Here is a 25,739-nt window from a genome sequence, read left to right as displayed (position 1 = left end):
ATCAACCTATAGCATTGCCACCCTTATTTACATAAAGTAAAATAATAATAGCTAAAATAGGCGATATGGTTTTGCGCTGTGATCATTTCTGCGGGCTAATATCTGACTTAATCCTTACAATCAAAAAAATATGGGTGAATATTTTTTCAGGGTTAAGTTGGGTTGGCTCATATTGTTTTTAATGCTTTAAATTATAACAGCAAGCTTGTATCTTCCCAAGTTTATTTTCAATTCCTCACATGGTTAAAGCTTTTGTTTTCGGTAAGTTCCTCCCCTTCCATAAAGGGCATCAGGCGATGATCGAATTTGCCTTATCGCAGTGTGACTTCCTTACTGTGTTGGTTTGCTGCAGTGACCAGGAGACGATCGCACCGGAAACCAGGCAAGGTTGGTTGGAGAATACTTTTGAGGGCGAGCAACGCCTGGAGGTCCGCGTCTTCAATTACCTGGAAAGCGAGTACCCGAATTCATCGGAATCCTCCAGAGCGATCTCAGCCATCTGGTCTAAAAAGTTTAAAGAGCTGGTACCTGACTGCAGTCTGCTTGTCACATCAGAGCCCTACGGAGAATATGTCGCTGAATTTATGGGTATACAGCATATCGCTCTTGACGAAGGCCGCCATCATGTACCGATCTCCGCCACTGCCATCCGAAACAATCCGGTGGCGCATTGGGAGTATTTGCCCGAAGCGGTGAAGCCACACTACTTGCAGAAGGTCGTGTTGCTCGGCACCGAATCGACTGGCAAGACAACCCTGACGCAACAACTGGCAAAACGCTTCGGAGCCGCCTTTGTGCTGGAAGCTGGCCGTGACCTGATTGAAGACTCCAACGAATTTATGTTACAGGACCTGTATGCGGTGGCTAGGGAACATGCCCACCGCATCGTAAATGTCCCCGTTTCCAATTCTCCGTTGCTGTTCATCGATACCGACGTGCATATCACGCAGTCGTATGCCAGCTTTATGTTTGGTGAGCAACTAGACCTGCCTTCTGCTATCTATACCTGCAACCGGGGGCAGCTCTACCTTTATCTGCAAAACGATGTGCCGCATGTGCAGGACGGTACGCGGCTCAGCGAGGAAGACCGTAACGCATTGGATGCCTCCCATCGGGCAACCTTGCAGCGCCACGGTATAGACTATCATGAAATAAGCGGCAATTGGCAGCAAAGAATGGAGCAGGCTATGGCGCTGATCGATCAAACTTTCTTTTCGGCTTGTCCTGATAAAACTTACAGGGTAAAAGCGCTAGAGTAGTTCACCACTTTCGTTTCTTTTAGGGCAGTTACAGGGTGTATCGCAATGTCCACCGCTATACCTGATTTGAAAATACGCAGCAGCTCTTCCTGCACCTTTTGGGCGATGGCTTCGTCGCTCCAGCCTGTAAACGTAAGGCGGTAGTCGTTTGCCTGATGCAGTTTGAATCCTGCCAGGGGAAATTGCATCATTGCGCGGGATACCTCAATATTTTTGACCTGTTCACCGTCCAGGGTATAAAAAGGCACAGGCAGACGCGCCTCCAACCCCACCAGGTGGGGTATACCATTTTCCATTTCGAGGCTGCAAAAGTCGCCCGTCCTATACCTGATTAGCGGCAGAAAGGGATTGTTGCCGCCCGTGATCACCAACTCCCCCCTTTCACCGTACGGTAGCGGAATATCCTCGTCTTTATGGAATACCTCCAGGTAAAGCTCCGGCCGAATCACTTTATACCTATCCCCATCCCCATCGGCACAGGCAACCATCCGGCACTCAGTCAAGGAGTAAATATCCAGCACCGGGCAAGCGAAGTAGTCTTCCAGCTTTTGCCGAACACCAGCCGTTAGTTTCATGGCAGAAGACACCAGCACTTTCGGACAAATGGCGGGCTGTATTTTGAGCAGATCCAGAAAGGCAAAGGGGTCGCCAGTGAGCACCTGCGGGTTATACTTTTGCAGGTATAGCAGGCGGTCTTCCGGACTCTTCCAGTCGGCAGGGTTCAGGTTGATCTTCAGTACGCCCGCCCCGTTCAGGTAGGTAGAGAGTGACGCATAAGTCAATGTCTCGGGTTGGGAGCAGATCAGGGCTATGGCCACCTTATCAGGTGCTGCGTCAAGCGAGATGCCGTGCTGCTGCAAAACAGACTGAAGTTGCGGAATCCAGCAGGCTTGTGACACGGGGTCGAAGAGCACGTCCATGGCCGGGCCGGTGGTGCCAGAGGTCTGGTAAACGAGCAGCTCGTCCAGCACCGCATCACGTGACACAAAATCCCAGGGAGCGGCACGCAGATCACTCCTGCTGATGGTGGGCTGCTCTGCAAAGGAACCTGGCCTGTTTTCGTAAAAGGGTACAGTGGCTATGCACCAGTTAATGTACTCCTCCAGCCAGGCTGGTTGCTCCCCTGCCTCCCAAAATGTGTTCGCATGGGAGATGGTATGGGCATATTGTTTTACTTTCTCCAGGTGAGTAGATTCCAGCCGGTCACCACTCCGGAAATTATACCTAGGCGCATGTGCATCCTGCCGCAGTTGTTGCAGAAACGACAGATCTGAGAGCAGCGGGAAGCGCTCTTCATCATTCAATCCGATCGCTGGTTTCTTATTCTCTGCCATACACATTCGCTGCTTCACGTGCCTTTTGCTCCGCCATTTTGCGACGGATCTCCCGTATCCTGTCATAGGAGGCCTGCGAACCGCGCAGCACCGCCTGGCGCTTCAGTGTGTCCAAGGCCTCCAGCCTGTCTGCCGCCTCCAGTGCGGTCTCTCCTGCTGGGGTTACCTCGCACCTGTTCAGGGCCAGTCGGATGAACTCCTCGGCCCGGTCTTCGTCTTCAACCCACTCCCGCGCCTGCACATAAGCACTCAGCGCTTCCAGGTCATCATTCAGGAAGTCATCGATCGGGATGATCCACTCCGGTTTTCCTGCAAAGAAAGGGTGGTGAAAAAGCCAGCAGCCCACCTGCATCGAAACCAGTTGATTTTCGCCGTTCTGCCAGAGATTGACAAGCGTAGGAAGCGCTGCATCCGCTACGCTAAAATCACCGTGCACTTTCCTGTACATATCCATCAGCAGCACCTCGGTATGCGACACCTGACCACGGTTGAGCGGCGGACACTGAAAGAAGTATTCGGGGCAGCTCTTCAAATGGGAAAACAATGTATAGATATCAATCATGCGACCTCACGCTGTAGTGGTTCTGAGAAAATTCTGCCGCAAACGAAAGCAGTTGCTCTTCGTTGGTGACGTAGTAGACATGCCAACCCATTTTTTGCAGGCGAACCACCTCTTCCCGATGCCACTCCGGCGCTGAGTGCAGCACCAGTGTACCAACCCCACCCGCATTCATGAGCGCCTTTTCCATGGTTACCCAGTTGCTGATACCTGTGGTTTCGCTCACGGCCCCCAGCATCCGGAAAATATCGTCGTCGGTCACGATCACCACATGCGATCTGTTTTGGGCTGGCTGTCCGAAAGGCGTTTCAAGGCGGGGCACTCCATAGGCATAGCCCGTACCCAGGTAAGAGGTCAGCACCGTAAGCACTTCGACATCAGATTCCCGGAAGCCATCCGTTTCCATAAAACTGCCCGGTTCTCCCGACAAACAGCCCATCACCTTTGCACCTGCTCTGAGTGCCGACAAACCAATAACCGTAGCGGCCAGTACAGGCCAGGAAAAGCGTTGCCTGGGGTTTCCCATCGAGCCCGAGCAGTCGATGCCGATGTAAACATCCAGCGGCCTTTTCGTTTCAGAGTCGTCTGTGTCTGACCCATAAATTCTTTTCATGGTATTATAGCCCGGGAATATTTGCGGGGAATGAACAGCCGTTTCGATCCAGTCGATCTCTTCCATCGGATCACTAATGTCCCAGCTCTCAGTCCCCTCCGGCAAACTAAGCGACACCGGGTTAACAGTCTCCAGTGGGAAAGACACCAGGTGCGGCAGCGCGATCTCGCGGTAGTAGTTATTGATCAGTTCCTGTTCGTTGGCATTTGGGTTGATCTGCTTAAACAGATCGATGTAGCGGCCCGGGTTCAGGTAGCGTTGTCGCGGTCCCTCCCCGCCAGCTTCAACCTTGCCAAAAACGCCAGCTGCTTCGCTCCCCTCCTTTCCCTTGGCTGCTTCTACCCGCGGATCAATAATGCTGGCTAAACCCTCCTCATCTATTTCCACCAGCCCGGTGATCATCCCGCCTCCCAGACCAGCGTACTCGGCATCCAGGTATAGCACAAAGACTTTTCTGGCTTCCTCGTATTCTTTGTCTTCCATCAGGTATGGGTAGAGCAGCGCGGCAAACCTGCCAGCACCTTCCAGCCAGTTTTTGGCATAGCTCCTGATCAAAGAGGCCGCCAGCGAGGCATCCGCATCGATCATGGGATGTTGCTTCGACAGCTTTGCCCCCAGGGCGCCCCGCTCCAGCTTCCAGAGGTACTCAAAGGTGCGCATGTAAAACTGCCATACCTTGGAGTTAGACTCACCTTGCTGATTGATCTGCTGGTAGACCGCTGCCATCTGCAAGCCTTTTTTGCGCTGCAGGGTATCGTTGATCAGCAGGTCGGCATATAGATTAGCCACAAAAGGAGCCCGGTCCTCGATGTCGGCCAGGCACCATCTGATGCGGGAAAGCAAAACGGCATTTTCGTGTAGATTGGCTGGGGTATAGATGTGGTGGCCGATCTCGTGCGCCAGTATTTCCACCGGGTAATCGGCCACACCCTCCTCCAGCACTTTCTCCAGATCGATCACAATCCGGTGGTCGCTCAACCTGATCATGGCAAAACTTCCGGTTAGTCCCTCCCTATGGGCTGTCCTGGTAGTGGCGCACCACACCGGCTCCCGCAATTTTACAAAGGGGCTCCAGACCCGCTTGGCTTCCTGCCAGCTGTCTTTCCAGTGCTGCAGCACGGTCTTGAGGTGTTGCTTTTTCTCTAACGCGTCCATCCGTACACAAATAAATGGTGAGAACTCGCCCGGGTGAGCACCAAGGTAGTGGGAAGCAGCACGGCCGAGATCACGTCATCAAATGGAATCGCCTGCTTACCGAATTTAGCGAAAAATGCCTCCAGTCCCTGCAGGTTCGAGCGCTTCAGGATCGCTTTAGGCTGCACGGGCACCTCCGGTAGCAACACGCTGCCAAAGGCATCGGCAAAAAAAGCATAAGGCTGCTCGCCATCGGTTGCCAGTAGTTGGTTGCCAAGTTGCGCCACCTTAGGCGGTGCCGTAAAGGCTCCGCCGTAGCCCACATAGCCGCCAGGTGAGTAGATAAATTTTGGTACAGGCAGATCGAGCCATTCCTGCTCAAAGGCATTGTCTACTAACAGGTGGGGATAGCTGCTTTGCAGCGCCTGCCTGAGCACATCCCTCAGTTTCGCGAACTCCAACTGCGCCCTTTCCCGCAGGTGCGCCATACCTACGAGCCAGGCATGGATTCTCCCCAAAGCCAGAAACTCTTCCAGCGAGGGTACATACCGGAGGGTGACTTCCATACCTGCTACCCACTGCATCACCCGCTCCGGTTGGTGCGCTCGGATGGAGTCCAGTGCTGCGTTGATGGCCGAAAGTAATCTGCCCGGGTATAGTCCGGCAAGCGACGGCACTTTTTCGCACAGGCGCCAGGCTGCCTGGTATTCTTCTTCATGCACAATGCCTGACTTGTTGCCGAGCAGCTCCAGGGTATAGGTATAGCAGGTTCTGAACGTCTGAGGCAAATGATCGGGGTATAGCGCATCTACCGCACGTACAATAGGCTCCACCGTCTGCACCATCCACCTGCTCAGCACAGCTCTGTCAACTGAGCCGTACTTCAGCTCGCTTTCGCGGTACAGTTGGTTGTAAAGCGTTCCGTTTTCCTGCAGGTGCTGGATCAGCGGCGTATAGCTTATTTTTTCCATTGCAACCAGCGTCTGTAATTGGTATACCTCTGGTGGAAATACTTCAGCTTCAAAATATCGTCGTGGCGATAGCCGTAGAGCTTTTTCTCCTGCGACCATTTATGCAGCTGCTTTTCAATCTCGAGCAAGCGCCTGTCTACCTCTTTCTTCGACACGTTTTCAAGTCCCTGCCGAAACTGTGCATCAAAGTACTCCACCGGGTCCTCGGTGTCCATGTCCTGGCTCATGTATTCCTCGCAGGACAAGTCGAAGAGTTTGCGCAACCACACAATGCGGTCCACGCGATAGCTTTCATTGCCAGCCTGGTCGAAATAAGGCGACTCCAGGTGCGGCACCAGCGAGTCGTGCAGTACGAATGGCAGGATCTGGCGAATGTCTTCCAACTCCACCTGCTTGTTGCCTCTGAAATAGGCCAGCGCCTTGGCATAGATGAGCAGGGTCATGATCTTGCGAACCGACACGCCATTCTTCGTCTGCGAGCCCAGGTCTTTCACATGGTCTTTGCCTGTTTCTTTTCGGAAGAGCGTTCTGAAGTCCAGGCCAGAAAGTTTGGCGGTATCTTTGGTCATGTACTCCAGTTTGTCAGAAGACGACTCAAAGAACTCGAACTGTCGGCAGAAAAACTCCAGTCTTTTGCGCAGCGGCGGGGCAATCGTGATCCCCCTGATCTGCTCATGGATCCTGTCCATCTCCTCTTCCGTGAAGATGATCTCCTCCGGAATCATAGACTCCGGTTTATAGTTGAGCTCGATCCGTTTCTGCAGGTCCTCAATAAAGCGGGTATTGAAGTGAAAGGCCCGGATCACGATATCGATCCTGTCTTTCAAGGCCTCGATCACCTGGTAGGTACCCCCGCCAGCATCATCGTTCGCGGTGAGGTACCAGGCCGCCTGCGGACACTCGAATATCTGGTCAAAAATCTCAGCGTAGTTATCCGACAGCACCGTGAGCAAGGCTGACTGCGTGCGGGTTGGGATGCGGTTATACTCGTCGATGATTTTCACCCGCATGCCCAGCCATTTGCGCCAGGCAATCCGGATGTCGGAGGTTTTCTCTGCCTTCACCATATCGGCGGGTAGCGGATGTCCCAGCAGGTCGGAGATTGTCATTTGCGGCTGCCCGTGCTGAATGGCACGGAGCACATCCGTTTTGGAATAGCCGGCCAGCAAACCCATCAATATAGATGTGGCAGTCTTACCACGACCGGGTCCGCCCACGATCAGACACTTGCCCCGCACGGCCAGTGTTAGCAAAGGTATGAGCACAAAGCTGGAGTAGCTCTGCCCCTGTGGCAGCGTCACTTCTACTTTGCTGTCTCCGAAGACAAAGCGCTTCGACTCACCATCCTCGTACTCAATGTCATAAAAAGGGCTGATGATGGCTGTGTTGGTGATCCAGAAATAAGCCTGTCGCAGTTTCTCGTCCAACCCCAGTTGGAGCTGGCCGTTTTCGCTGCCGTCCTCACTGGCATACAGGTCTTTTATATCGAAAGCGGCAAACTCAGAAACGTCTTGCGGATTGGTGGGTGCGGAAGGCACTTTCTGGAAAAAGCCCAGGGCCTTGTTAACGATTGTGTTCATTAGCTGTACTTAGGTGAGCAGATAGCACGTTGGCAGATATTCTCCCCTGCTAAGCTGCAAATTTTCTATTTATTTACCAGCCTTTTTGCCATAAATATAGTAGACCCTGATTATTCAGGAAGTTATACCTTATCTGCATCGCTATACCTGAGCCTAGCATATAGAGCGCCTGCCAGCATTGGTCTGTTGAGTGAAAATCACTAAATTGATACCCTAAAACCTTAAAGCATGAAAAGACTCATATCACTTTGTCTACTGGCTTTGCCCCTCTTTCCGGCAGCGGCGCAGCAGACCCAGAAGCCGGTGCTGCACGGCAAGAACTGGATGGCCATTACCGGCAAACCGCTTGCGGCCACTGCCGGTGCTATGACATTCCAGAAGGGTGGCAATGCCGTGGATGCAGCCTGCACCATGCTAGCGGCTACCTGCACCATGTGGGACGTCCTGAGCTGGGGCGGCGAAACACAGGCGCTCATCTACAATCCTAAAACCAAAAAGGTAATTGCCATCAATGCCCTGGGGGTGGCTCCTACGGGTGCTACGCCTAAGTTCTTCAAAGATAAAGGCTACAACTTTCCACCGGAGAATGGTCCGCTTGCCGCGACCACACCGGGCACAGCAGGCGGACTGATGCACATGCTGGCCAACTACGGCACCCTGAGTCTGGAAGAAGTGCTGGCCCCTGCCATGGAGATGGCCGCCGGTTACCCGATCGAGGCGCAGACTGCCAACAGCATCGAGAAGAACAAGGAACTGATCAAGCAGTGGCCTTACAGCAAAAAGGTATTCCTGACACACCTGGGTGAGGAACGCGAGGCGCCAAACGCAGGTGAGATATTCGTGCAGAAGGATCTTTTGCAGACACTCACCAAACTGGTGGAGGCAGAAAGAGCGGCCCTGAAGCAAGGTAAAAGCCGCAAAGAGGCGATCATGGCTGCTTACGAGCGCTTCTACAAAGGCGATATTGCCGAGGAATTAGTGCGCGGCTCCAAAGAGCAGGGCGGCCTGATCACGATGCAGGACCTGGCGAAGTGGAAGCCCATTGAGGAAGAGCCGATGATGGTAAACTACAAAGGCGTGGAGGTATACAAACTGCAGCAGTGGACCCAGGGCCCGACCATGCTGCAGGCGCTCAACATCCTCGAAAACTTCGACCTGAAAGGCATGGGCTACAACAGCACCCGCTACATCCATACCCTGTACCAGGCCATGAACCTGTCTTTTGCGGACCGCGACTTCTATTACGGCGATCCTTACTTCAAACCGGAGGAGCCGATGAAAGGCCTCTTGAGCAAGGAATATGCAAAGCAGCGTGCCAGCTTGATCCAGTACAACAAGAACGATGCAAATATCGGTCCGGGCGACCCCTACCCTTTTGAAGGGCGCAAGAACCCATACCTGAAAATGCTGAAGAAAAGAGGCTACGAGCCCGACACGGTGCGCCGCAACTTTGCCCCTACCCACGATCAGCGCAGCGGTTCGTCCATGGAGGATGCCGAATACCAGGACAGACTCTGGCGCGGCACTACCACTATTGAAGCGGCTGACAAAGAAGGTTGGGTAGTTTCGATCACCCCAAGCGGGGGCTGGCTACCAGCTGTTATTGCGGGAAACACCGGCATTGGAATGAGCCAGCGCATGCAGAGCTTTGTGCTCGATGCAGAGCTGAATCCTTTCAATGTGGTGGAGCCGGGCAAACGTCCGCGGGTAACCCTCACCCCTTCCATGGCACTGAAGGATGGCAAACCCTACCTGTCTTTTGCGGTGCAGGGAGGTGACACGCAGGACCAGAACCTGCTACAATTTTTCCTGAACGTGGTAGAGTTTGGCATGAACGTACAGCAGGCAGCCGAGGCGGCTAATTTCAACACGAACCAGCTTTGGCTATCACTGGGGGGCACTAAGATCGACGACCGCAAACCGAAGCCTGGTCACATCCTGCTCAACGAGAGTACACCAGAGCCCGTGCGTAACGAACTGAAGAAAATGGGCTATACCCTGAGCTTCGGTGATCGCACCAGCGGACCGATCAACGCAGTCTTCTTCGACTGGAAACACGGCAGCTTCTGGGGAGGCTCCAGCAACCACGGCGAAGACTATGGTATAGGCTGGTAAAAGAAAGGGCAAACTTACTCAAAGGCCACTCTTACAAAAGAAGTGGCCTTTGACTTTTATCATGTATAGCCCAACAAGTCTCCTAATTTCTATTCTGATGGGCAGTGCTCAAACTAATACCTATACTGATAGAACCAGCGTATTAATTTTACTCGTCCCGGGATTCTATTATACCTGATACGTTTTCATATCTTCTAATCTTCTATCAGGAATTGTTGCAAATCAACTCATGATCAATTTTCAGCTATTGCAATCCCTTAGTTTTAACGAGTAACTGCATTAGGAGCAGATGCGAACTCCAACACTGCCACCACCGGCCGGTGGTCTGAGGCATAGTTTTCTGGCACCACTTTATGCGCCAGCACCTTCAGGTTTGATGATCTTGTAAAAGCGATGTAATCGATGATGCGGTCGGGTTTGTCCTGCGGGAAGGTTGGCTCGCAGTCAACAAGACAGGTGCGTTGAAATACTTGATCGAGCTCAGCGATGGCAGGACTTTCCGGGTAGTCGTTCAGGTCACCGGCCAGTACGAACGGAGGCTTGTCAGCTGCGGCAATGGCATTGATGGTTTGTACCTGCTGCCGGCGATTGGCACTGCCCAGTATGTCGAGGTGGGTGCTGCCAAATTTGATGCGCACTCCTCCGGGCAGCTTCACGGTGGCAATCGCCAATACACGCCCCTCTGCTCTTGGGTCTTCCTCCCTGGGCAGTGTCACCTTCAGGGTATCTGTTAGCGGGAAGCGTGACAGGATGGCAACACCATACTCCCCTCCTCCAAAATCGATGGCTTTTGCAAAATAGTAATGCATGCCAAGCATCGTTGCCAACGCTTTGGCCTGGTGGACATTCCCAGATCGATCAATATGAACATCCACTTCCTGCAAAGCCACCAAATCCGCTTGCTCGTTTCTGATAACTTGAGCGATGGCATCCAGATCGATCACCCCTTTGCTGCCCGGCGGATTCGCGTGGTGTATGTTGTAGCTCATCACACGCAGCTGCGTCGGGGTAATTGCTGACTCGTTGTCCTCGTCTATACCTTGCACAGACGAAGACGCACAGGCAGTCAAGCAAAAGAGACCAATAGCGTAAAGCAGAGAGAGTTTGGAAAAGCGCATAGGTTCAGGTATAGCATCGTAAATATATGCATCTGTTTCCGGATCGGCAGCATGACTCGCTACCCATTGTTCTGCTGATAGCGATTTACTGTATCAAATAATGATTCCACCTTAATTCTGATGAAGTGACCTAAATTCTATATATTAAGATCAGAAATACGAAGCTTATACCTAAAACATGAAGCGCAAACTACAGATTACGGGACGCGGCAAACTCGCCGTCACACCCGACATCATGCTCCTGTCTTTCAATGCAATGGCTCAGGACAAAGAATACGGCTTAGCGGTCGATGGTCTTAACGCCAAGGTGGAGGAACTACGCACCATGGTGGAAACGCAAGGTATAACACGCAGCAACCTTAAGACCAAAGACTTTGCAGTGCGCAAAGAAACACAATGGAACCGCAAGACCGAAAAATCAGAATTTATTGGCTATAGCGCCACCCACCGTCTGGAGTTGGAGCTGCCACTCGACAAAACGCTCATCAACAAACTGCTCCACCAGATTGCCAGGCAGTTTGACGACCTCGATTTTAACATTGCTTTTGGAGTTAAGGATGCCAGTGAACATCAGCAGCAGCTCTTGCTGCAAGCCATCGCAAAAGCGAAGGAAAATGCCAGTTTGATTGCGGAGGCCACCGGCGTAGAATTGCGCGAAATACTCGATATCGACTATACCTACCGCGAACTGACCATCCGCTCCCAACAACATGATTATGCTGTGTATGACAGCCAGGTATTGATGGAAGCCTCCGCTCCTACCCCTGATTTCGAACCCGACGACATTGACGTATCAGAGTCTGTGACCATCACCTGGCGCATTGGATAGAGAGTTGCTGCCAGCCCTACCGAAGTCCTGGAAACGCGACTACTCAACCAAAAAAACAGCGGATGCCAGTACCGAAAATGTGTACCGGCACCCGCTCTTTATACCTGGTAGACCCTTAGGGCGATACCTGCCTTGCAACCGTACTTACCGAACAGCGCTTTCCAGTTTCTCCAGTTGTAGTTCATCCCGGTATACCTGACCGAAACGATCCGTTACCTGCACGGCAAAAGTTCGAACTCCAGCCGATGGCTTTGCGAAGAACAGGTGATCGGTTGCCTGTGGCTCCACCCACTTATGCTTGCTGGGCTTGGAAGCTCCTTCGTGCAACTCCACGGACAGCGGGTCCAGGCCAGTCTCACGTGTCATCTCGCCCATGCGCTTGCCATCTTCCAGCCACTCGACTTTCCAACTTGGGTCCCAGTTCCAGACGTTCACGGCCACATGCTCCGGCTTAGAAGCCATAGTGCCTACCGGGTAAACCCGCAGCTGATGCTCTTTTGGCAGGCCCGTGGACTTGTAATACCACTGCAGCTCACTGCCATTCACCTCGTACACGCCATAGCCGCTCGGCGTGCCGTCGTAGCAGATCGGGCCGGTCCACCAGGCGCCACATACGGTGCCGTGCACGTGCTCGATGATGTTTTCACCTTCAAAAATCTTCTCGTTGAAGTGCGTATGCCCTGACATGATGTGCGCCTTGTATGGCTGCAACAAACGATACAGCTCTTTACGGTTGGATACCACACCACCGATCGAGGGTTCCTTCTCGTTGTTGCGCTCGTGCTGGCGGGTATAGGCAGGTATGTGCAGGCTCACCACCACCGTAGTTCCTGGTCTCACGGTAGCCAGGTCCTGTTCCAGCCAGGCCAGTTGGCGCTCGGTGAGGTAGCCGATGTATTTTTTGGCGGTACCAATAAAAAACACGTCATCCAGTACCACATAGTGCACCTCTCCCCTGTTAAACGAATAGTAGGTCGGGCCGAACAGCTCCTTGAATTTCTCGGTAGAGCCCTCGTCGGTGCGGGCATCCAGGTTCATGTCGTGGTTGCCAATCACCTGAAAGAAAGGTATACCGGATATCGCCAGCGCTTCCTGATAGTCTTCAAACAGCTCGAACTTGTCCCACACCAGGTCGCCGCAGCCAATGCCATGAAAAAGTGTGTTTTGCGGATAGCTATTTAGGAGTTGCTTCAGGTCCTGCGCCGACTCTCTTTTCAACTGCTCGGCGTCTTCTTTGGAGATGATCTGCGGATCGGCCCAGACCACGAAATTGTGCTTTGTGTCGTCCTGCGCCAGGCGCTTTAGCTCAAAATCGGCTTTGAAACGGGCTCTTTGCGGCACAATTTTCTGATAGAAGCGGGTGATGCTTTTTTCGTTGTTGAACTCGTAACCGCGAGGTATAGCGATGTACACAAAATCGGCGGTGGCGTTGCTCAGGAGTTCGTACCGGCCGCTGGCGTCGGTGAGCACCACATTATACCCATCGGTTACGGCAACGCCCGGTATACCTTTGCCATTGGCGTGCACTTTGCCGCTCAGCGTTACCGTCGATAAATTCTGTCCCCTGGCAGGTATAGCTGGCTGGGCTTGCAGGAAATTTGGTGCCAGGGTCAGGCCAATTCCGGTCAGGCCCAGCGATTTCAGGAAGGTTCTTCTTTTCTGTGACATAGTAGGTCAATCCTAGATGTTAATGATGTAAATACAAAGGGAGCCAGCACCCGGGTCAGTCCTGGCTCCCTGTTTTCATAGCCGGATAATGTTTACTTTTCCCACCAAACCTTCGTGTTGATGTCGTCGCCCCCCATAGACTCGACTGCCTTGCGGTAGTTTTCGAGGTTGTTGGTTTGCAACGTGGTTGGGTAGCGGAAGCGCACCGGCATGATCTGGTTGTTGAGCATGTCCGTTCCTTTTGGCAATTCGGGCAGACCGGTGCGTCGGTACTCAAACCACTGCTGGTTGTCGTTAAAGAACAAGGCGTAGTATTTCTGAAGCATAATGCGCTCCAGCGTACCATCGTAAGCAGCGGCCTCGTTCTCGAAGTAATTGGCTGGTACGGTAGCGCCCCACTGTGTAATGGCAGCCTTCACTCCGTTTTCATAGTGTGTTTTGGCATCGCTACCCGTTATACCGCGCTGGGCCAGTTCTGCTTTAATGAACTCCACCTCGGCATAGGTCATGATCACAGTGGTCATGGGTGCAGTTACCAGGGCGATGTTCAGGTTGGAAGGCTGGTAATCGAACTGAGAATCGCTACCGCCGTAGCCGCTCGGTATACCTTTGTAGCCAATAGTCGCGCTGCCGTCTTTGGAGCGGGCTTGTGTCGCGAATTTTGGCAGACGCGGGTCGTTGAAGGCCACCAGGTTATCGATGAAAAACTTAGAAGCAGCCCGGAATGTGGTGAAGTCAATAGCACGACCCCAGGGCGAAACGTTCGGCGTCACACCGCTTATCTTCAGGATCGCAGCCTCTTCATTCCTGGTGAACACCGGGTATTTGGCCGGATCGTTCAGCATCTCGGTCATTTTGGCGAAGGAGTTCATCTCGTCCCGCTTAGACACGCGCAGCAAGAGGCGCAGGCGCAGCGAGTTGGTGAAGCGGCGCCAGTTACCGATGTTGTTGCCATACAGAAGATCGGTGCCGTACACCATCGGCTTATTTGCGTCATAGAGGTTATTCGCTGCTTCCAGGTCCGCCAGTATCTTCGTGTATACCTGCTGCTGCGTGTTGAAGCTTGGGTAGAAGATCCCCTCGTCTCCGCGGGCCGCTTCTTCCATCGGCACATCGCCAAAACTATCGGTCAGCAGCGAGTATACCCAGGCATTCAGGGTCAGGGCAACCGCCTGGTAGTTCGGGTCATTGGCTGCAACGGCAGCGGCCTGCATCTCTTTCAGGTTGGTGATCCAGCGGTAATAGGTGTTCCAGGTGGAGTTGCCGGCGCTCTCTGTGATGTTGTAGCGGTGCACCCCACCCGAGGCGCTCGGAAAAGGCAAAGACACCTGCATCAGGTCAAAGGTAAAGCCATTGCTGCGGGAAGCGTTAAAGCTCGCCATTTCATACACGATCGGATTAAGCAAGGTACCCGGATTGATGCGCTCCACCCTGTTCGGGTCGATGTTTAGCTCTTCAAAGTCGTCGGTACAGGAAACGCTCAGGCAGCTCAGGGCCAGGGCTAGTGCTAAAAACTTTTTCTTTATCGTTGTCATTTTATGATGATCTTCTGGTAATAATGGGTAAGACTACAGCTTCAGGGTCAGGTTCATGCCCCAGGTGCGCGGCGTTGGCAGCTGCCCCATTTCCACGCCCGGCAGTATGGTCGACCCGTTCAGGGCAGCTGTTTCCGGATCGAAGATCGGGAACTTGGTGATCATGGCCAGGTCGCGGCCGTAGAGGGCAACGCTGGCACCCTGCAACACTTTAGTGCGGCTTAGGAACTGCTTCGGCAAGGTATACTCCAGGCGCACTTCACGAAGCTTCAGGTAGGAAGCGTCGAAGGAGTTGGACTCCACATTGGCACGGCGGTAATAATCGGCGTAGTAGTCGGGCAGGCTCACCTGCTTGGTGTTCGGCGAGAAAGTACCATCGCCGTTAGCCACCACACCCTCTCCTATGATATAACCATCCTCGCGGCCACGGAGCGTGTGCTTCAGTTTGCCCTGCTCGCTCATTTTGTGGTGCGTCTGCGAGTACACCAAGCCCCCGTACTGGCCATCAAGCAACACATTGAAGCGGAAATTCTTATAAGTCACCTCGTTCAGGAAACCGCCTTTCCAGTCGGCGTAGGCGTTGCCGATGTATTGGATCTCGGAAGGTCGCGCTGGAAGTCCGTCTTTGGTGTATATGATCTGTCCGTCCGGCGCTCTCAGGAAGCCAAAGCCGTAAATGTCGCCGGTCGTGCCGCCATCCTTGGCGATGATGGAAGCGTTACCGCCAGTTCCGATCACCTGCTGATCCGTCAGCCCTTCGGCCAGTTCGAGCACCTTGTTGCGGTTTCTGGACCAGGTCACGGTGGTTTTCCATATCAGATTACCCAGGTCCACAGGCGTGGCATTCAGGGCGAGCTCTATACCTTGGTTACGCACCTTGCCGCCGTTCAGCACCGCTCTGCTATACCCGGTGGTTGGGTCCATAGGTACTTCCAGAATCTGGTTGCGGGTGAGGTTGCGGTACACGGCCACGTCCATACCTATCCGGCCGTTGAAGAGCATAAACTCGGTACCTGCCTCATAGCTGGTCGTGATCTCCGGCTTGAAGTTGTCGTTGTGCAGGGTAGTAGGCACTGTGGCAGAGCCCGGAAACTCGCTGCGGCCGTAGTATTTACTTGTTTTGTAAGGGTCGGTATCGTTGCCCACCTGCGCTGCCGACAGTCTCAGCTTGGCAAAAGACACCTGGCGCGGCAACACCAACAGATCGCTCAGGATAAAGCTGGTGTTGATCGACGGATAGAAGAAGGAGTTATTCTGCACCGGCAGCGTACTTGACCAGTCGTTGCGGCCCGTCACATCCACAAAGATCTTGTCGTCATACGAGAAGGAGCTGAAGGCGTAAATGCTGTGCACGCGCTTGTGGCTGTTGAAGGTCTCCAACATGGGATTGTTCACGCCGTTGGTCAGCTTGTATACCCCCGGAATGTTGAGCGCATCCACGTAGCCGTTCACGTGGTTGTACTTCCGGTTCATCACGTTCCCTCCCACTGAGGCGCGGAAATCGATCCGGTCGCCCAGCTTGTCTCTGAAAGTGAAGAGGCCATCGGTGTTCATTTCGTAGCTGAAAATGTTCTGCTCCTTGTAATAGCCGCGCTGGAAGTTGGCCGTGCTGTAGGGGCGGCGCTGCTGGCGGTCTTCGCTGCGCATGTCCACGCCGGAGCGCAGCATGAACTCGAACTTAGGCGACAGCTCATAAGTAGCCGCAATATTGCCCACCGTGCCGTAGCTGCTCATGGCGTTGGTCATTTCATAGGCAATCAGGTAAGGGTTGTCGATGAAGGAACTGAATGGATGTACCTGATCGATCTGCTCCTTTCCTTGCTTCCACTTGGGAGCGTACCAGGCCAGGTCCACGTTCGGATTCTGGAAGATCATGAAATAGGCGATGGATTGGTTATTATACCCTGTGGCTGGCAGGTTGTCGCTGCTCTTCTGGGTATAGTTCACCTTTGAGGTCAGCCGCAGGCGCTCGGCAATCTTGTAGTTCAGGCTCACGGCTGCTGTCAGGCGCTCAAAGCCGGTGTTGGGCATGATCCACTCATTTTTGGAATGGGTGATGGAGGCGCGCGCGGAACCTTTGTCGTTGCCGCCCTCCAGCGACACGCTGTTGGTCAAAGTAGAGCCGGTTTGCCAGAAGCCTTTTATATTATCTTTGTAAGGGCGCCACAGTTGCGGCTCTGCCGACTGCCCCTCCAGGGTCGGATCATACTGGTAGTAATATTGGCCGTCGAATCTGGGGCCAAAGGCACTGCTGGTACCTCCAGTGTGGGCACCGTCTGCAGAAGCGCCGTAGGAGTAATAAAGCTGTCCCTCTTTGTTGAAGGCGCGGCCTGTGCCCTGGCCATACTCATACTGGTAATCCGGCCACCTGAGCACATCGTTGAAGCTCAGGTTACTGTTCACTGTCACGCCCAGTCCCTTCTTTCCGCGGGCTCCTGATTTAGTCGTGATGATCATGGCACCGTTTGCGGCACGCGAACCATATAGCGCTGCCGCACCAGGGCCTTTCAGTACCGTAATGCTTTCAATATCGTCGGGGTTGATGTCGGCGATGCCGTTACCGAAGTCGATCGGCACGTCGTTGCCGGAACCCGCGCCGTAGGCGTTGCCCACACCGGAGCTCGTCATGCCGCTGTTCATCGGCACGCCGTCCAGCACGATCAGGGCGTTGTTCTTGTTGGGGTCGAGGGAGTTGTCGCCACGCAGCGTGATGCGCACCGAGTTGACAGGGCCCGATCCCGGCGATACCATGTTCAGACCGGCCACTTTACCTGACAAGGCGCTGGCGAAATTGTTGGAGCGGGCATTGGTGATCTCTTCCGCGCTTACCGTAGACACCGCATAACCCAGCGCCTTCTGTTCCCGCTCTATACCTAAGGCTGTGACCACCACCTCGCTCAACTGCCTTTGGTCGGGTTGCAGCTGTATGTTGATGAAATCACGGTTGCCGATAGGAAGCTCCTGCAAGGTATACCCGATAAAGGAAACAACCAGCACATCTTCCTGGCCTCGAACTGTCAGTTTGTAATTGCCATTGCCATCGGTGATGGTGCCGTTGGTAGTTCCCTTCACGGCCACACTGGCACCCGGCAGGCCTTGCCCCTGCTCATCGGTTACCTTGCCCTGCACCGACAGGGACTGCGCCACAGCCAGCTGACAGCAAAGCAGCAGAAGCAGCAAGGCCGGCAGTAGCCGTTTAAAAAGGGTAAATGTTCTTTCTTGCATAGTGATCATTGTTTGTTTAGTTGATCGCAAAGCTATTTTGAACAGGTTACCCCAATATTAAGGCAAGGCTATATAAAGGTTAAGGAATAGCTGGTTGTGGCTTCAAAATTTGAAGTTCTGGTAACGTAGGTTCAGTTAAATTTGTCAGTTCTGCAGCACCAGGTACCCCTCAGCGCCTCAGGTGCTCCCTTTCTGCTAGTTCAAAGATATCTCCCAAGGTATAGGTATGCACACCGGGCTGCGCCGCTATACCTGCATTGATCATGGCACGGGCCACCACGGTGTCCTCATAAGGCTTATACTTACCGGCTATACCTATTTTGTCAAAAAAGTGCATCACCTTGTAGGCCATTTCTTCACCAAAGCGCACCTCCTTTCGGTCACCGTGCAGCAAGCCGGGTTGTATGATGGTGATGCTCTGGAAACCGAGTTTTTTCACGGCCTCCTCCAAGGTACCTTTCATGCGGGAGTAGAAGATCAGGGAATCTTTGCTGGCGCCAGATGAAGAAACGAGCACATAGGCAGGCACCCCGTTTTGGGCAGCGGCCTCCGCAAATTTGTACTGGTAGTGGTAATCAACCTTGTATTGTTCATTCTGACCACCTGCCTGCTTCAGGGTAGTGCCCAGCGTGGAGAAAAACACATCGCCCTGCACCAGGTGTTGCCAGTCCTCCGGCTTGTCAAAATCGATCAGGTGCTCTTCCAGTTTGGGGTTGGCTATACCGAACGAGCGCCTGCCAAACACAATTACTTTGTTGAAGCGATTATCTGTCAGTAGCTGCTGTACTAGTTGTCTGCCCACCAGGCCGGTGGCGCCAATTACAAGTGCTGTTTTCATGTGTGGTGTTGTTTTATTTTGTGTTTCCTTTTCTATACCTGAAGCCCGGACTATTGTTTTCCCGACCCAATCAGTCTCTCCGATGCTTCCCAAAGCCTGGCTGCCACTTCAGGGCTCACTTGGGGGTTCCGACGGCCGGGCCTGCGCTTGTAATAGTATTCCCCATCCTGCCAGTCTTTGCCCGGTTGCGTGTTGATGAGCCAAAGCAAAGTGTCGGCTCCTTTTTCAGGGGAGATCATGAAATAACGCCCCAGCACCCCTTCGTAGAACCACCGGATCAAACCACTCCCCTCCCGTGCAAAACCCGTCTCTACCACACCCGGGTGGAACGAAGCTGCCCACACCCCTTTGAACCGCCTGCTAATTTCCATGGCATGCAAAATGTTCATCAGCTTGGCCGCCCCATAGGCTGCCATGCTTTTGTAATGCTTCTTGTTTTCGAGGTCTTCGAAGTCGATACGGCCCATGGTGTTGGCCACGCTGGAGGTATTGATCACGATGGCTTTGGAGGCTTCGAGTCGCTCCTGCAGCAAAAGCGTGAGCAGGAAACCCGACAGGTGGTTGACCTGCAGCGTGGTTTCGTGTCCGTCTTCGGTCAGGCGCCTGTCGGCTATGATGCCGCCCACGTTGTTGACCAGCAAATCGATGCGCGGGTATTTTCCGAGCAAGCTGCGGGCAAAAGAACGCACCTCGGTAAAGCGGGTAAAATCAACCAGGAAATAGTCGCAGCCTATGGCTTCTGCCAGTTTTCGTGTCTGGTCGGAGCGCCCGGTAATGACGACCTGCGCCCCTTGCCGGCGCAGGTGCCGGGCCGCCGCCGCACCTATACCGGAGCTGCCGCCCGTGATGACGATGGTTTTAGCGCTGAGATCTTTTTCCATAGATGCTGTCCGGTTACTGCAGATATAGCTTAAGCTAGGCATAACGAATAACGAGGGCTTTTGGCTACATCAGGTTACGGCATCAAAAGGATTCCTGCAGAATTTTCTATACCTTGAGCAAACTGAATCTTTCTATCTTCAAAACCTAAATCGCCTCGACAATGGCACAAGTATCTATCAAAGACTTCGACTGGAACCGCGACTATTATGCGTATGTATGCATCGGCGGTTATGAATGCTACAGCGGGCGCTTCCGTGCCTGGAAGCTCTACAGTCTGACCAGCGATGCCGTGAAAACGCTGAGCCAGCGACACGAAGAAGTGCAGGCGCTATTCGAAACACAAGAAGAACTCGAAGCCTACTTTAAAGCCCTGCACGAGCAACCAGCGCCGACTACCGAAGAGATCAAACTGAATAAGATCGGCAAGGCAGGTGGCGACCAACTGATCATCAGTTCCATTCTGTAAGGTATAGCAAGTACGTTTGCCTAAATGAAGCTGCGCTCTGTACCGGGTGGCGCATAGACAAAACATTGTTGACGCTTGCTGGTTACGTTTCAGTCTTTTGCGTAAAGAGAACATTTCCAAAACAAGCCAGCGTAGTTCATGAAAAACAACAAAACACTCGCCATCCTGAATACCGTATTTTTCCTGCTGCACCTGGTGCCCTCGCAGCTCACGCAGCTGGAGCTATTCAATAGCCAGACCATTGGGGAGGTTTCCGCCAAGTATCCGGCGCTTTTCACACCGGCGGGCATTACGTTCTCTATCTGGGGAATCATCTACCTGGCCCTCTCCGCTTTTTGTATTTATCACATCATCAAAGCTTATCGAGAACCGGAAACTCACGAAGCGAATGTTGACCTGCAGCGACTTGGTTACTTGTTTATGCTCAACAACCTGGCAACCGGCGCCTGGACCATAGCCTGGGTGAGCGAGTGGGTGGTGCTCTCGGTCGTGCTGATCCTGATTCAACTGGTGACGTTACTGCTGATGCACCTGCGACTGGGCATTTTTGACGCCGGCCGCTCGGCTGCCTCCCGTTGGTTTACACAGGTGCCTCTGAGCCTGTACTTTGGCTGGATCATCATTGCCACCGTTGCCAATATCAGTGCTGCGCTGGTGGCGCTGGGTTGGGATGGGTTTGGTATCAGCGAAGAGCTTTGGACCACCATAATGGTCGTGGTCGCTACCTTAATTGTACTGTATGTGGTATACAGCCGAGCAAACCCGATTGTGGGCCTTGTCGGCATCTGGGCGCTCTACGGCATCATCCTGAAGCACCGTGAACTGAACTTACCGGCAAGCCCCCAGATCAGTACGACGGCCTGGATCTGTCTGGCTGCAGTGGGGGTGCTGGTGTTGCTGGTGCTGTTCGGGTATAGGCAGTCAACACGAACCAGGATAACCTCTTAAAATCAAGCCATACCTGCTTCAGCCCCGCATTCTCTATGAACAACCTGAAAGGTTTCCTGCAACTCATTTGGTCAGCCATCAAAGGCCAGGAGCACGACTACACGACGCTGGGCATCCGGACGAGCATCGTGCTGCTGGCGGTGCCCATGATCCTGGAGATGCTGATGGAATCGCTCTTTGCTGTTGTGGATATCTTTTTTGTCGGGAGGTTGGGCCCCCTTGCCCTTGCTACGGTTGGCCTCACAGAAACGGTGCTGATGGTGATCTACTCGGTAGGTATGGGCGTCAGCATTGCCGCCACTGCCTTGGTAGCCCGGCGCTTCGGCGAGAAAAACTACCGGGAGGCCGCCAACGTCACATACCAGTTGCTGGTAACAGGAACGGTGCTGGCCCTGCTGATGGGTATACTGGCGACCTGGTTTGCCGCCGATGTCCTCACGCTGATGGGGGCCGATACCTTGCTCCTCGAAACAGGGCTGCGCTATGCCCAGATTATTTTTGCGGGCAACCTGGTCATCATCCTGCTATTCCTGATAAACGGAATTTTCAGGGGAGCCGGCCAACCCCACCTGGCCATGCGGGCGCTCTGGCTCGCCAACGGCGCCAACATCGTCCTGGACCCACTCCTGATCTTCGGCATCGGCAGTTTTGAAGGCTGGGGACTGGAAGGCGCTGCCTGGGCAACCACGGTGGGGCGCAGCGTGGGTGTATTGTACCAACTCTACCACCTGCTGAATGGGAAGCATTTGCTTAAACTCGGGCGAGAGAACCTGATCATCAGCCTGGCTATGATCCGACGGATCCTGGCAGTTTCCTCAGGCGGTATGGGGCAGTACCTGATCGACTCCGCTAGCTGGATTTTCCTGACCCGAATTATCGCCGAGTTTGGCAGCAGTGCCCTTGCCGGCTATACCATCGCTTTTCGCCTGATCGTGTTTGCCCTGCTGCCGGCATGGGGATTGTCGTCGGCGGCAGCTACGCTGGTTGGCCAGAACCTCGGGGCGCATAAAGTGAAGCGGGCCGAATTAGCAGTGTGGCTAACGGCGCGGTACAACGTGCTGTTCATGGCAGCGGTTACACTTTTGTTCCTCTTATTTGGAGAGCACCTGGCTGCATTTTTTGCACAGGACTCCGCCGTGATCGCAGTAGCCTCAGAAGCACTGAAGATCATAACGCTGGGCTACGTCTTTTTTGGCCTGGGCATGGTGATGGTGCAGGCGTTCAATGGCGCTGGGGATACCCGCACCCCTTCCCTCATCAACATGGTGGTGCTCTGGCTAATCGAAATACCGCTGGCCTACCTGCTGGCCCGTACGTTTGGGTTCGGCACCACCGGTATCTTTGTGGCCATTGCCCTTTGCCATTCCTTCCACGCTTTGGTTAGCTGGTGGCTGTTCAGGCGCGGCACCTGGAAGGCCGTGAAGGTATAGCGTGTGGGGCAGGTACAGCTAAAGGCAAACATCTTATAAATTAATCCCCTTGAGTTTACTCTTCAACTTGTCGCCCTAAAACAAAAAGGCAGGTATAGCCTGACCGACTATACCTGCCTTCTGCATGCTATACCTTTGCTGCCTAGTTCTGCGCTAACAAACCGTTGATATTTGCCACGAAATAGGCATGCGCCTGCTCCACGCTCAGGATATGGCCTTGTTTCTGGGCCTCTGCAGCAAGTCGGAAGCCCAACTCAGCAGCGTCCATACGTTGCTGTGGTGTACCGTGGTGCCCATCGCTGGCAAATCCGCAGTCACCGATTTCGAAGAACAATTCGTAGAACTGGGCCACACGTTTGCTGTTATATGTAGCGCCGCGCTTGTGCGTCATGTAATAGGCGGCCAGGAAATCCGCTTCGAGCTCTTTGTAACGGGTGGCCTCGGGTATGCTGGCAAAGCTACCATTCGGATACCAGGCGCCTGCGTTCTGGAACTGAATCTGGTGCGCCCATTCATGCGCCAGTATACCTGTCCATACAATGTCTTTCGCTATACCTGTCTCCGACAACATGTCCACAACGCCATCGCCGATCACAATCAGGTTACGGAAAGTAGTGGCAAATCCATCTGCCGCGAAGAAGGGAGATTCCGGCAACTGGTCAGAGAAGGTGTTGAAATAGAGGATCTGATCAGCAATTGGATAGGCTTGCTCTTTTGTGATGCCATTGGCAAGAACATATACTTCTGCTACTTTCTCTCTGTCGTTCAGCGTGGCCGTGTGCTGCCCATTCACACGAATTTGGTTAGGCATATGCCAGAACTTCTCGAGCTCGCGCTGGCGTTTGTTCATCAGATCAGTGTACTCGCCATTAGCACCAAAATACTGCGGTGATTCATCGTATACAGCGGAAATTTGGTTCAGTGCCAGATAGGTACTATAAATGGACTGCGCCTGAGCAGCGAACAAGGCAACCAAATCTCGGCCCAAAGGAGCAAAATAACGGTTCTGCACATCTGCGAATGCCGTTGGGCCACAAGTAGAGGGCTCAACCACATTGTTCATCAGGACGCTTCGCAGGTTTTCGTGTATCGGCACCAGGTGGCCAATCGGGTTAAGGGGCACTAGTTCCGAATTGCGCATATTGGCGGCAGCGGTGGCCTGTAGGGTGTTGCCGGAAGCCATTTCCAGGTTATCTATTTCCTTCTCGCAGGAAAATGTCAGGAAAGCAAGCCCTAGGTAAAGTAGCGTAGTCTTTGTTTTGTTCATACCAGGTATTATAAGTAAAGGTTGGGTTTAGTTGAATTGAAAACTCGCATTGAAATTAGCAGCTGCTTTGGATCAGAAACCGCAGTAATAAAGTTAGTCGTTCTTGTACTGAATCCAAATTATATGGCTTGAAATATTATTTTTTCGTATTTCGGTGCTATAGGTATAAAAGGGGGCATGCTCGCTCCCCAAAACCCGCAACAAGCCTAGCCGTTATGGCAGTGTGTAACTCAAACTTTATTATCCGGAAACACAGCGATAAGCGCTACGACGCCATAACTCATGTTTATTGCACGCCACACAACTCCAAGCAATCGCTTCAGATACATCATCGTCAGTTGGTTTACTGCCCTCTTGCTTTGCGCCCTGCCTGCTGCCACCAGTGCGCAGGAAGTAACCGAACAGGACACAGCCGTGGCTGCTCCCGCGCCAGCCTGGCCCGAAGACTCGCTGGGCAGACGAACCCCTCAGGGCACGGTTACGGGTTTCATCCGGGCTGTAGCTGATCAAGACTATACCAAAGCAGCTTTTTACCTGAACCTGGCGACAGCCACTGACACCATTCGGGATGGAGCGGCCGTGGCACAGGCCCTGCAACGCATGCTCGACCAGCGCAGCAAAACCATACCCCGCTCCTGGATCAGCAATCTCCCCGACGGGGACCTGGAAGACGACCTGCCCCCAAACCTGGAGCGGGTTGGTACCGCCACAGTGAATGACCAGCAAATCGATATCCTGCTCGAGAAAACAGAAGGACCGGCAGGAGGACCGATCTGGCTCGTGGCAGCCGAAACCATCAGCAAAGTGCCCTGGCAGCAGGCGGCACCCACCGAAACTGTAATTGAGAAAACCATGCCCGGCTTTCTGGAGGACAACCGCCTGGGAGGCGCCCCGGCCGGACACTGGCTGGGCATGCTGCTGATCGCCATCGCCTCATACCTGCTTGCCTGGGGTATAACCTCAGGGTTAATCTATCTCATTGGCTACATTTGGCGCAAAACCCGCGACGAGCCTACCCTGGGTTTCATCAGGGCCTTCTCTCTGCCCATACGCCTGTACCTGGCCGCTTTGCTGTTGGTATACCTGAGCCAACGCCTGGGCATTTCGTTTGTACTACGGCAGCGCTTCAGTGAGCTAACCATCATCGTGGGCCTGATCGCGGTGCTCCTGCTACTCTGGCGTCTTGTGGATGTGCTCACACAATTCAGCCAGCGCCGGCTGGTGGAGCGCCGCAACATGGCGGGAATTTCCATTGTGCTTTTTCTACGCCGCGGAGCCAAAATTGCCCTGGTTGTATTCGGCACCATTTTTATACTTGATACCCTGGGCTTTGATGTGACCACTGGACTGGCTGCCCTCGGTATAGGCGGTATAGCCCTGGCGCTGGGAGCCCAGAAAACGGTAGAGAACTTTGTCGGTAGTGTCACGCTCATCGCCGACCAGCCCATCCGGGTTGGTGATTTCTGTAAGGTTGGCGACACAAGCGGCACGGTGGAACAAATAGGGATGCGTTCCACTCGGTTGCGCACCACTGAGCGGACCATTGTCACGATCCCGAACGGGGATTTCTCGTCGCAGAAGATCGAGAACTTCGCCCACCGCGACCGCTTTCTCTTCAACCCTACACTCCGGCTGCGCTACGACACCACTCCGCCGCAGATACAGGCAGTGTTGCGCAGCCTCCGGGAAACGCTCACGGCCCATCCTAAAATAGACAAAACCAGCTCCCGCGTGCGTCTCACCGAAATTACGGCAGACGCCCTGAAGGTTGAGGTTTTCTCATACATCCTGACCAACGATTTTAATGAGCAGTTGGAGATAAAGGAAGGACTGCTGCTCACCATGATGGACGCCGTTAACACAAAAGGAAATGGCTTTGCCCTACCTGTGCAGCAATTGCTCCTGCACAAGGACGGCGAAGGTGTAGAAGAGAAAAAATAGCAGCGGTGCTGGCCCGAGCTATACCTG

Annotated in this window: 19 protein-coding genes; 7 read left to right on the top strand and 12 right to left on the bottom strand. The window is 53.5% G+C overall.

Features of this window, described 5'->3' with window-relative positions:
• Positions 1 to 239 precede the first annotated feature (239 nt).
• Positions 240 to 1,259, top strand: coding sequence for an AAA family ATPase (locus BD749_RS01025; RefSeq protein WP_101442526.1), 1,020 nt, complete (start codon positions 240 to 242; stop codon positions 1,257 to 1,259).
• Here BD749_RS01025 and BD749_RS01020 read toward each other — a convergent pair.
• From BD749_RS01020 to BD749_RS01000, 5 genes are read right to left on the bottom strand one after another with little or no spacing between them, the layout of a single operon-like run.
• Entirely contained in the window at positions 1,235 to 2,593 is a 1,359-nt protein-coding gene (locus BD749_RS01020) for an AMP-binding protein (protein ID WP_180336289.1), read from the bottom strand. The genes BD749_RS01025 and BD749_RS01020 overlap by 25 nt on opposite strands.
• Positions 2,580 to 3,155 (bottom strand): hypothetical protein, encoded by a 576-nt coding sequence (locus tag BD749_RS01015; RefSeq protein WP_101442524.1) that lies wholly within the window; start codon positions 3,153 to 3,155, stop codon positions 2,580 to 2,582. The genes BD749_RS01020 and BD749_RS01015 overlap by 14 nt, the downstream gene beginning before the upstream one ends.
• The gene (locus BD749_RS01010) at positions 3,148 to 4,920 is read right to left on the bottom strand and encodes a DUF58 domain-containing protein (protein WP_101442523.1); all 1,773 of its coding nucleotides are present in this window, start codon (positions 4,918 to 4,920) and stop codon (positions 3,148 to 3,150) included. The genes BD749_RS01015 and BD749_RS01010 overlap by 8 nt, the downstream gene beginning before the upstream one ends.
• Positions 4,908 to 5,870: a hypothetical protein gene (locus tag BD749_RS01005; protein ID WP_101442522.1), complete on the bottom strand. Its 963-nt coding sequence runs from the start codon at positions 5,868 to 5,870 to the stop codon at positions 4,908 to 4,910. The genes BD749_RS01010 and BD749_RS01005 overlap by 13 nt, the downstream gene beginning before the upstream one ends.
• Positions 5,858 to 7,450, bottom strand: coding sequence for an AAA family ATPase (locus BD749_RS01000; protein ID WP_101442521.1), 1,593 nt, complete (start codon positions 7,448 to 7,450; stop codon positions 5,858 to 5,860). The genes BD749_RS01005 and BD749_RS01000 overlap by 13 nt, the downstream gene beginning before the upstream one ends.
• 228 nt (positions 7,451 to 7,678) lie before the next feature.
• Here BD749_RS01000 and BD749_RS00995 point away from each other — a divergent pair, with 228 nt between their 5' ends.
• Complete coding sequence (locus tag BD749_RS00995; RefSeq protein WP_101442520.1) at positions 7,679 to 9,565, top strand: gamma-glutamyltransferase family protein; 1,887 nt, start codon at positions 7,679 to 7,681, stop codon at positions 9,563 to 9,565.
• 263 nt (positions 9,566 to 9,828) lie between these two features.
• Here the strand turns inward: BD749_RS00995 and BD749_RS00990 are convergent, their stop codons facing one another.
• Entirely contained in the window at positions 9,829 to 10,683 is an 855-nt protein-coding gene (locus BD749_RS00990) for an endonuclease/exonuclease/phosphatase family protein (protein ID WP_101442519.1), read from the bottom strand.
• Between the two features lie 178 nt (positions 10,684 to 10,861).
• Here BD749_RS00990 and BD749_RS00985 point away from each other — a divergent pair, with 178 nt between their 5' ends.
• On the top strand, positions 10,862 to 11,512 hold the full coding sequence (locus tag BD749_RS00985) for an SIMPL domain-containing protein (protein WP_101442518.1): 651 nt from the start codon (positions 10,862 to 10,864) through the stop codon (positions 11,510 to 11,512).
• Between the two features lie 144 nt (positions 11,513 to 11,656).
• Here the strand turns inward: BD749_RS00985 and BD749_RS00980 are convergent, their stop codons facing one another.
• From BD749_RS00980 to BD749_RS00960, 5 genes are all read right to left on the bottom strand, one after another.
• Entirely contained in the window at positions 11,657 to 13,180 is a 1,524-nt protein-coding gene (locus BD749_RS00980) for a calcineurin-like phosphoesterase C-terminal domain-containing protein (protein WP_101442517.1), read from the bottom strand.
• A 92-nt stretch (positions 13,181 to 13,272) separates the two neighbouring features.
• Positions 13,273 to 14,715: a SusD/RagB family nutrient-binding outer membrane lipoprotein gene (locus BD749_RS00975; RefSeq protein ID WP_101442516.1), complete on the bottom strand. Its 1,443-nt coding sequence runs from the start codon at positions 14,713 to 14,715 to the stop codon at positions 13,273 to 13,275.
• Positions 14,716 to 14,748: 33 nt separating this feature from the next.
• Positions 14,749 to 17,940 carry a SusC/RagA family TonB-linked outer membrane protein gene (locus BD749_RS00970; protein WP_101443568.1) on the bottom strand — a complete coding sequence of 1,064 codons (3,192 nt, stop codon included), beginning with the start codon at positions 17,938 to 17,940 and terminating at the stop codon, positions 14,749 to 14,751.
• A gap of 169 nt (positions 17,941 to 18,109) precedes the next feature.
• On the bottom strand, positions 18,110 to 18,778 hold the full coding sequence (locus BD749_RS00965) for an NAD(P)H-binding protein (RefSeq protein ID WP_101442515.1): 669 nt from the start codon (positions 18,776 to 18,778) through the stop codon (positions 18,110 to 18,112).
• A gap of 50 nt (positions 18,779 to 18,828) precedes the next feature.
• Positions 18,829 to 19,659, bottom strand: coding sequence for an SDR family NAD(P)-dependent oxidoreductase (locus BD749_RS00960; RefSeq protein ID WP_101442514.1), 831 nt, complete (start codon positions 19,657 to 19,659; stop codon positions 18,829 to 18,831).
• Positions 19,660 to 19,820: 161 nt separating this feature from the next.
• Between BD749_RS00960 and BD749_RS00955 the strand changes: the two genes are divergently transcribed.
• The 3 genes from BD749_RS00955 (at position 19,821) to BD749_RS00945 (ending at position 22,504) form a co-directional block, all read left to right on the top strand.
• The gene (locus BD749_RS00955; RefSeq protein ID WP_101442513.1) at positions 19,821 to 20,126 is read left to right on the top strand and encodes a hypothetical protein; all 306 of its coding nucleotides are present in this window, start codon (positions 19,821 to 19,823) and stop codon (positions 20,124 to 20,126) included.
• A gap of 138 nt (positions 20,127 to 20,264) precedes the next feature.
• Positions 20,265 to 21,074 carry a hypothetical protein gene (locus tag BD749_RS00950; RefSeq protein ID WP_101442512.1) on the top strand — a complete coding sequence of 270 codons (810 nt, stop codon included), beginning with the start codon at positions 20,265 to 20,267 and terminating at the stop codon, positions 21,072 to 21,074.
• A 35-nt stretch (positions 21,075 to 21,109) separates the two neighbouring features.
• The gene (locus BD749_RS00945) at positions 21,110 to 22,504 is read left to right on the top strand and encodes an MATE family efflux transporter (protein ID WP_101442511.1); all 1,395 of its coding nucleotides are present in this window, start codon (positions 21,110 to 21,112) and stop codon (positions 22,502 to 22,504) included.
• 142 nt (positions 22,505 to 22,646) lie between these two features.
• On the opposite strand, the gene BD749_RS00940 is transcribed toward BD749_RS00945, so the two are convergent.
• A complete protein-coding gene (locus BD749_RS00940; RefSeq protein WP_101442510.1) occupies positions 22,647 to 23,771 on the bottom strand; it encodes a hypothetical protein in 1,125 nt (374 codons plus the stop codon).
• 282 nt (positions 23,772 to 24,053) lie between these two features.
• On the opposite strand from BD749_RS00940, the gene BD749_RS00935 reads away from it, so the two are divergent.
• Positions 24,054 to 25,712, top strand: coding sequence for a mechanosensitive ion channel family protein (locus tag BD749_RS00935; protein ID WP_101442509.1), 1,659 nt, complete (start codon positions 24,054 to 24,056; stop codon positions 25,710 to 25,712).
• The last annotated feature ends 27 nt before the right edge of the window (positions 25,713 to 25,739 follow it).

Origin of the sequence: Pontibacter ramchanderi (assembly GCF_002846395.1) — a bacterium.
In the GTDB taxonomy this organism is placed as follows: domain Bacteria; phylum Bacteroidota; class Bacteroidia; order Cytophagales; family Hymenobacteraceae; genus Pontibacter; species Pontibacter ramchanderi.
This window is presented reverse-complemented; position numbering and strand designations above follow the sequence as displayed.

Excerpts from the sequence above, each read along its gene's own strand:
- BD749_RS01025 (WP_101442526.1), top strand. The coding sequence starts at position 240 with ATGGTTAAAGCTTTTGTTTTCGGTAAGTTCCTCCCCTTCCATAAAGGG.
- BD749_RS01020 (WP_180336289.1), bottom strand. The coding sequence starts at position 2,593 with ATGGCAGAGAATAAGAAACCAGCGATCGGATTGAATGATGAAGAGCGC.
- BD749_RS01015 (WP_101442524.1), bottom strand. The coding sequence starts at position 3,155 with ATGATTGATATCTATACATTGTTTTCCCATTTGAAGAGCTGCCCCGAA.
- BD749_RS01010 (WP_101442523.1), bottom strand. The coding sequence starts at position 4,920 with ATGGACGCGTTAGAGAAAAAGCAACACCTCAAGACCGTGCTGCAGCAC.
- BD749_RS01005 (WP_101442522.1), bottom strand. The coding sequence starts at position 5,870 with ATGGAAAAAATAAGCTATACGCCGCTGATCCAGCACCTGCAGGAAAAC.
- BD749_RS01000 (WP_101442521.1), bottom strand. The coding sequence starts at position 7,450 with ATGAACACAATCGTTAACAAGGCCCTGGGCTTTTTCCAGAAAGTGCCT.
- BD749_RS00995 (WP_101442520.1), top strand. The coding sequence starts at position 7,679 with ATGAAAAGACTCATATCACTTTGTCTACTGGCTTTGCCCCTCTTTCCG.
- BD749_RS00990 (WP_101442519.1), bottom strand. The coding sequence starts at position 10,683 with ATGCGCTTTTCCAAACTCTCTCTGCTTTACGCTATTGGTCTCTTTTGC.
- BD749_RS00985 (WP_101442518.1), top strand. The coding sequence starts at position 10,862 with ATGAAGCGCAAACTACAGATTACGGGACGCGGCAAACTCGCCGTCACA.
- BD749_RS00980 (WP_101442517.1), bottom strand. The coding sequence starts at position 13,180 with ATGTCACAGAAAAGAAGAACCTTCCTGAAATCGCTGGGCCTGACCGGA.
- BD749_RS00975 (WP_101442516.1), bottom strand. The coding sequence starts at position 14,715 with ATGACAACGATAAAGAAAAAGTTTTTAGCACTAGCCCTGGCCCTGAGC.
- BD749_RS00970 (WP_101443568.1), bottom strand. The coding sequence starts at position 17,940 with ATGCAAGAAAGAACATTTACCCTTTTTAAACGGCTACTGCCGGCCTTG.
- BD749_RS00965 (WP_101442515.1), bottom strand. The coding sequence starts at position 18,778 with ATGAAAACAGCACTTGTAATTGGCGCCACCGGCCTGGTGGGCAGACAA.
- BD749_RS00960 (WP_101442514.1), bottom strand. The coding sequence starts at position 19,659 with ATGGAAAAAGATCTCAGCGCTAAAACCATCGTCATCACGGGCGGCAGC.
- BD749_RS00955 (WP_101442513.1), top strand. The coding sequence starts at position 19,821 with ATGGCACAAGTATCTATCAAAGACTTCGACTGGAACCGCGACTATTAT.
- BD749_RS00950 (WP_101442512.1), top strand. The coding sequence starts at position 20,265 with ATGAAAAACAACAAAACACTCGCCATCCTGAATACCGTATTTTTCCTG.
- BD749_RS00945 (WP_101442511.1), top strand. The coding sequence starts at position 21,110 with ATGAACAACCTGAAAGGTTTCCTGCAACTCATTTGGTCAGCCATCAAA.
- BD749_RS00940 (WP_101442510.1), bottom strand. The coding sequence starts at position 23,771 with ATGAACAAAACAAAGACTACGCTACTTTACCTAGGGCTTGCTTTCCTG.
- BD749_RS00935 (WP_101442509.1), top strand. The coding sequence starts at position 24,054 with ATGTTTATTGCACGCCACACAACTCCAAGCAATCGCTTCAGATACATC.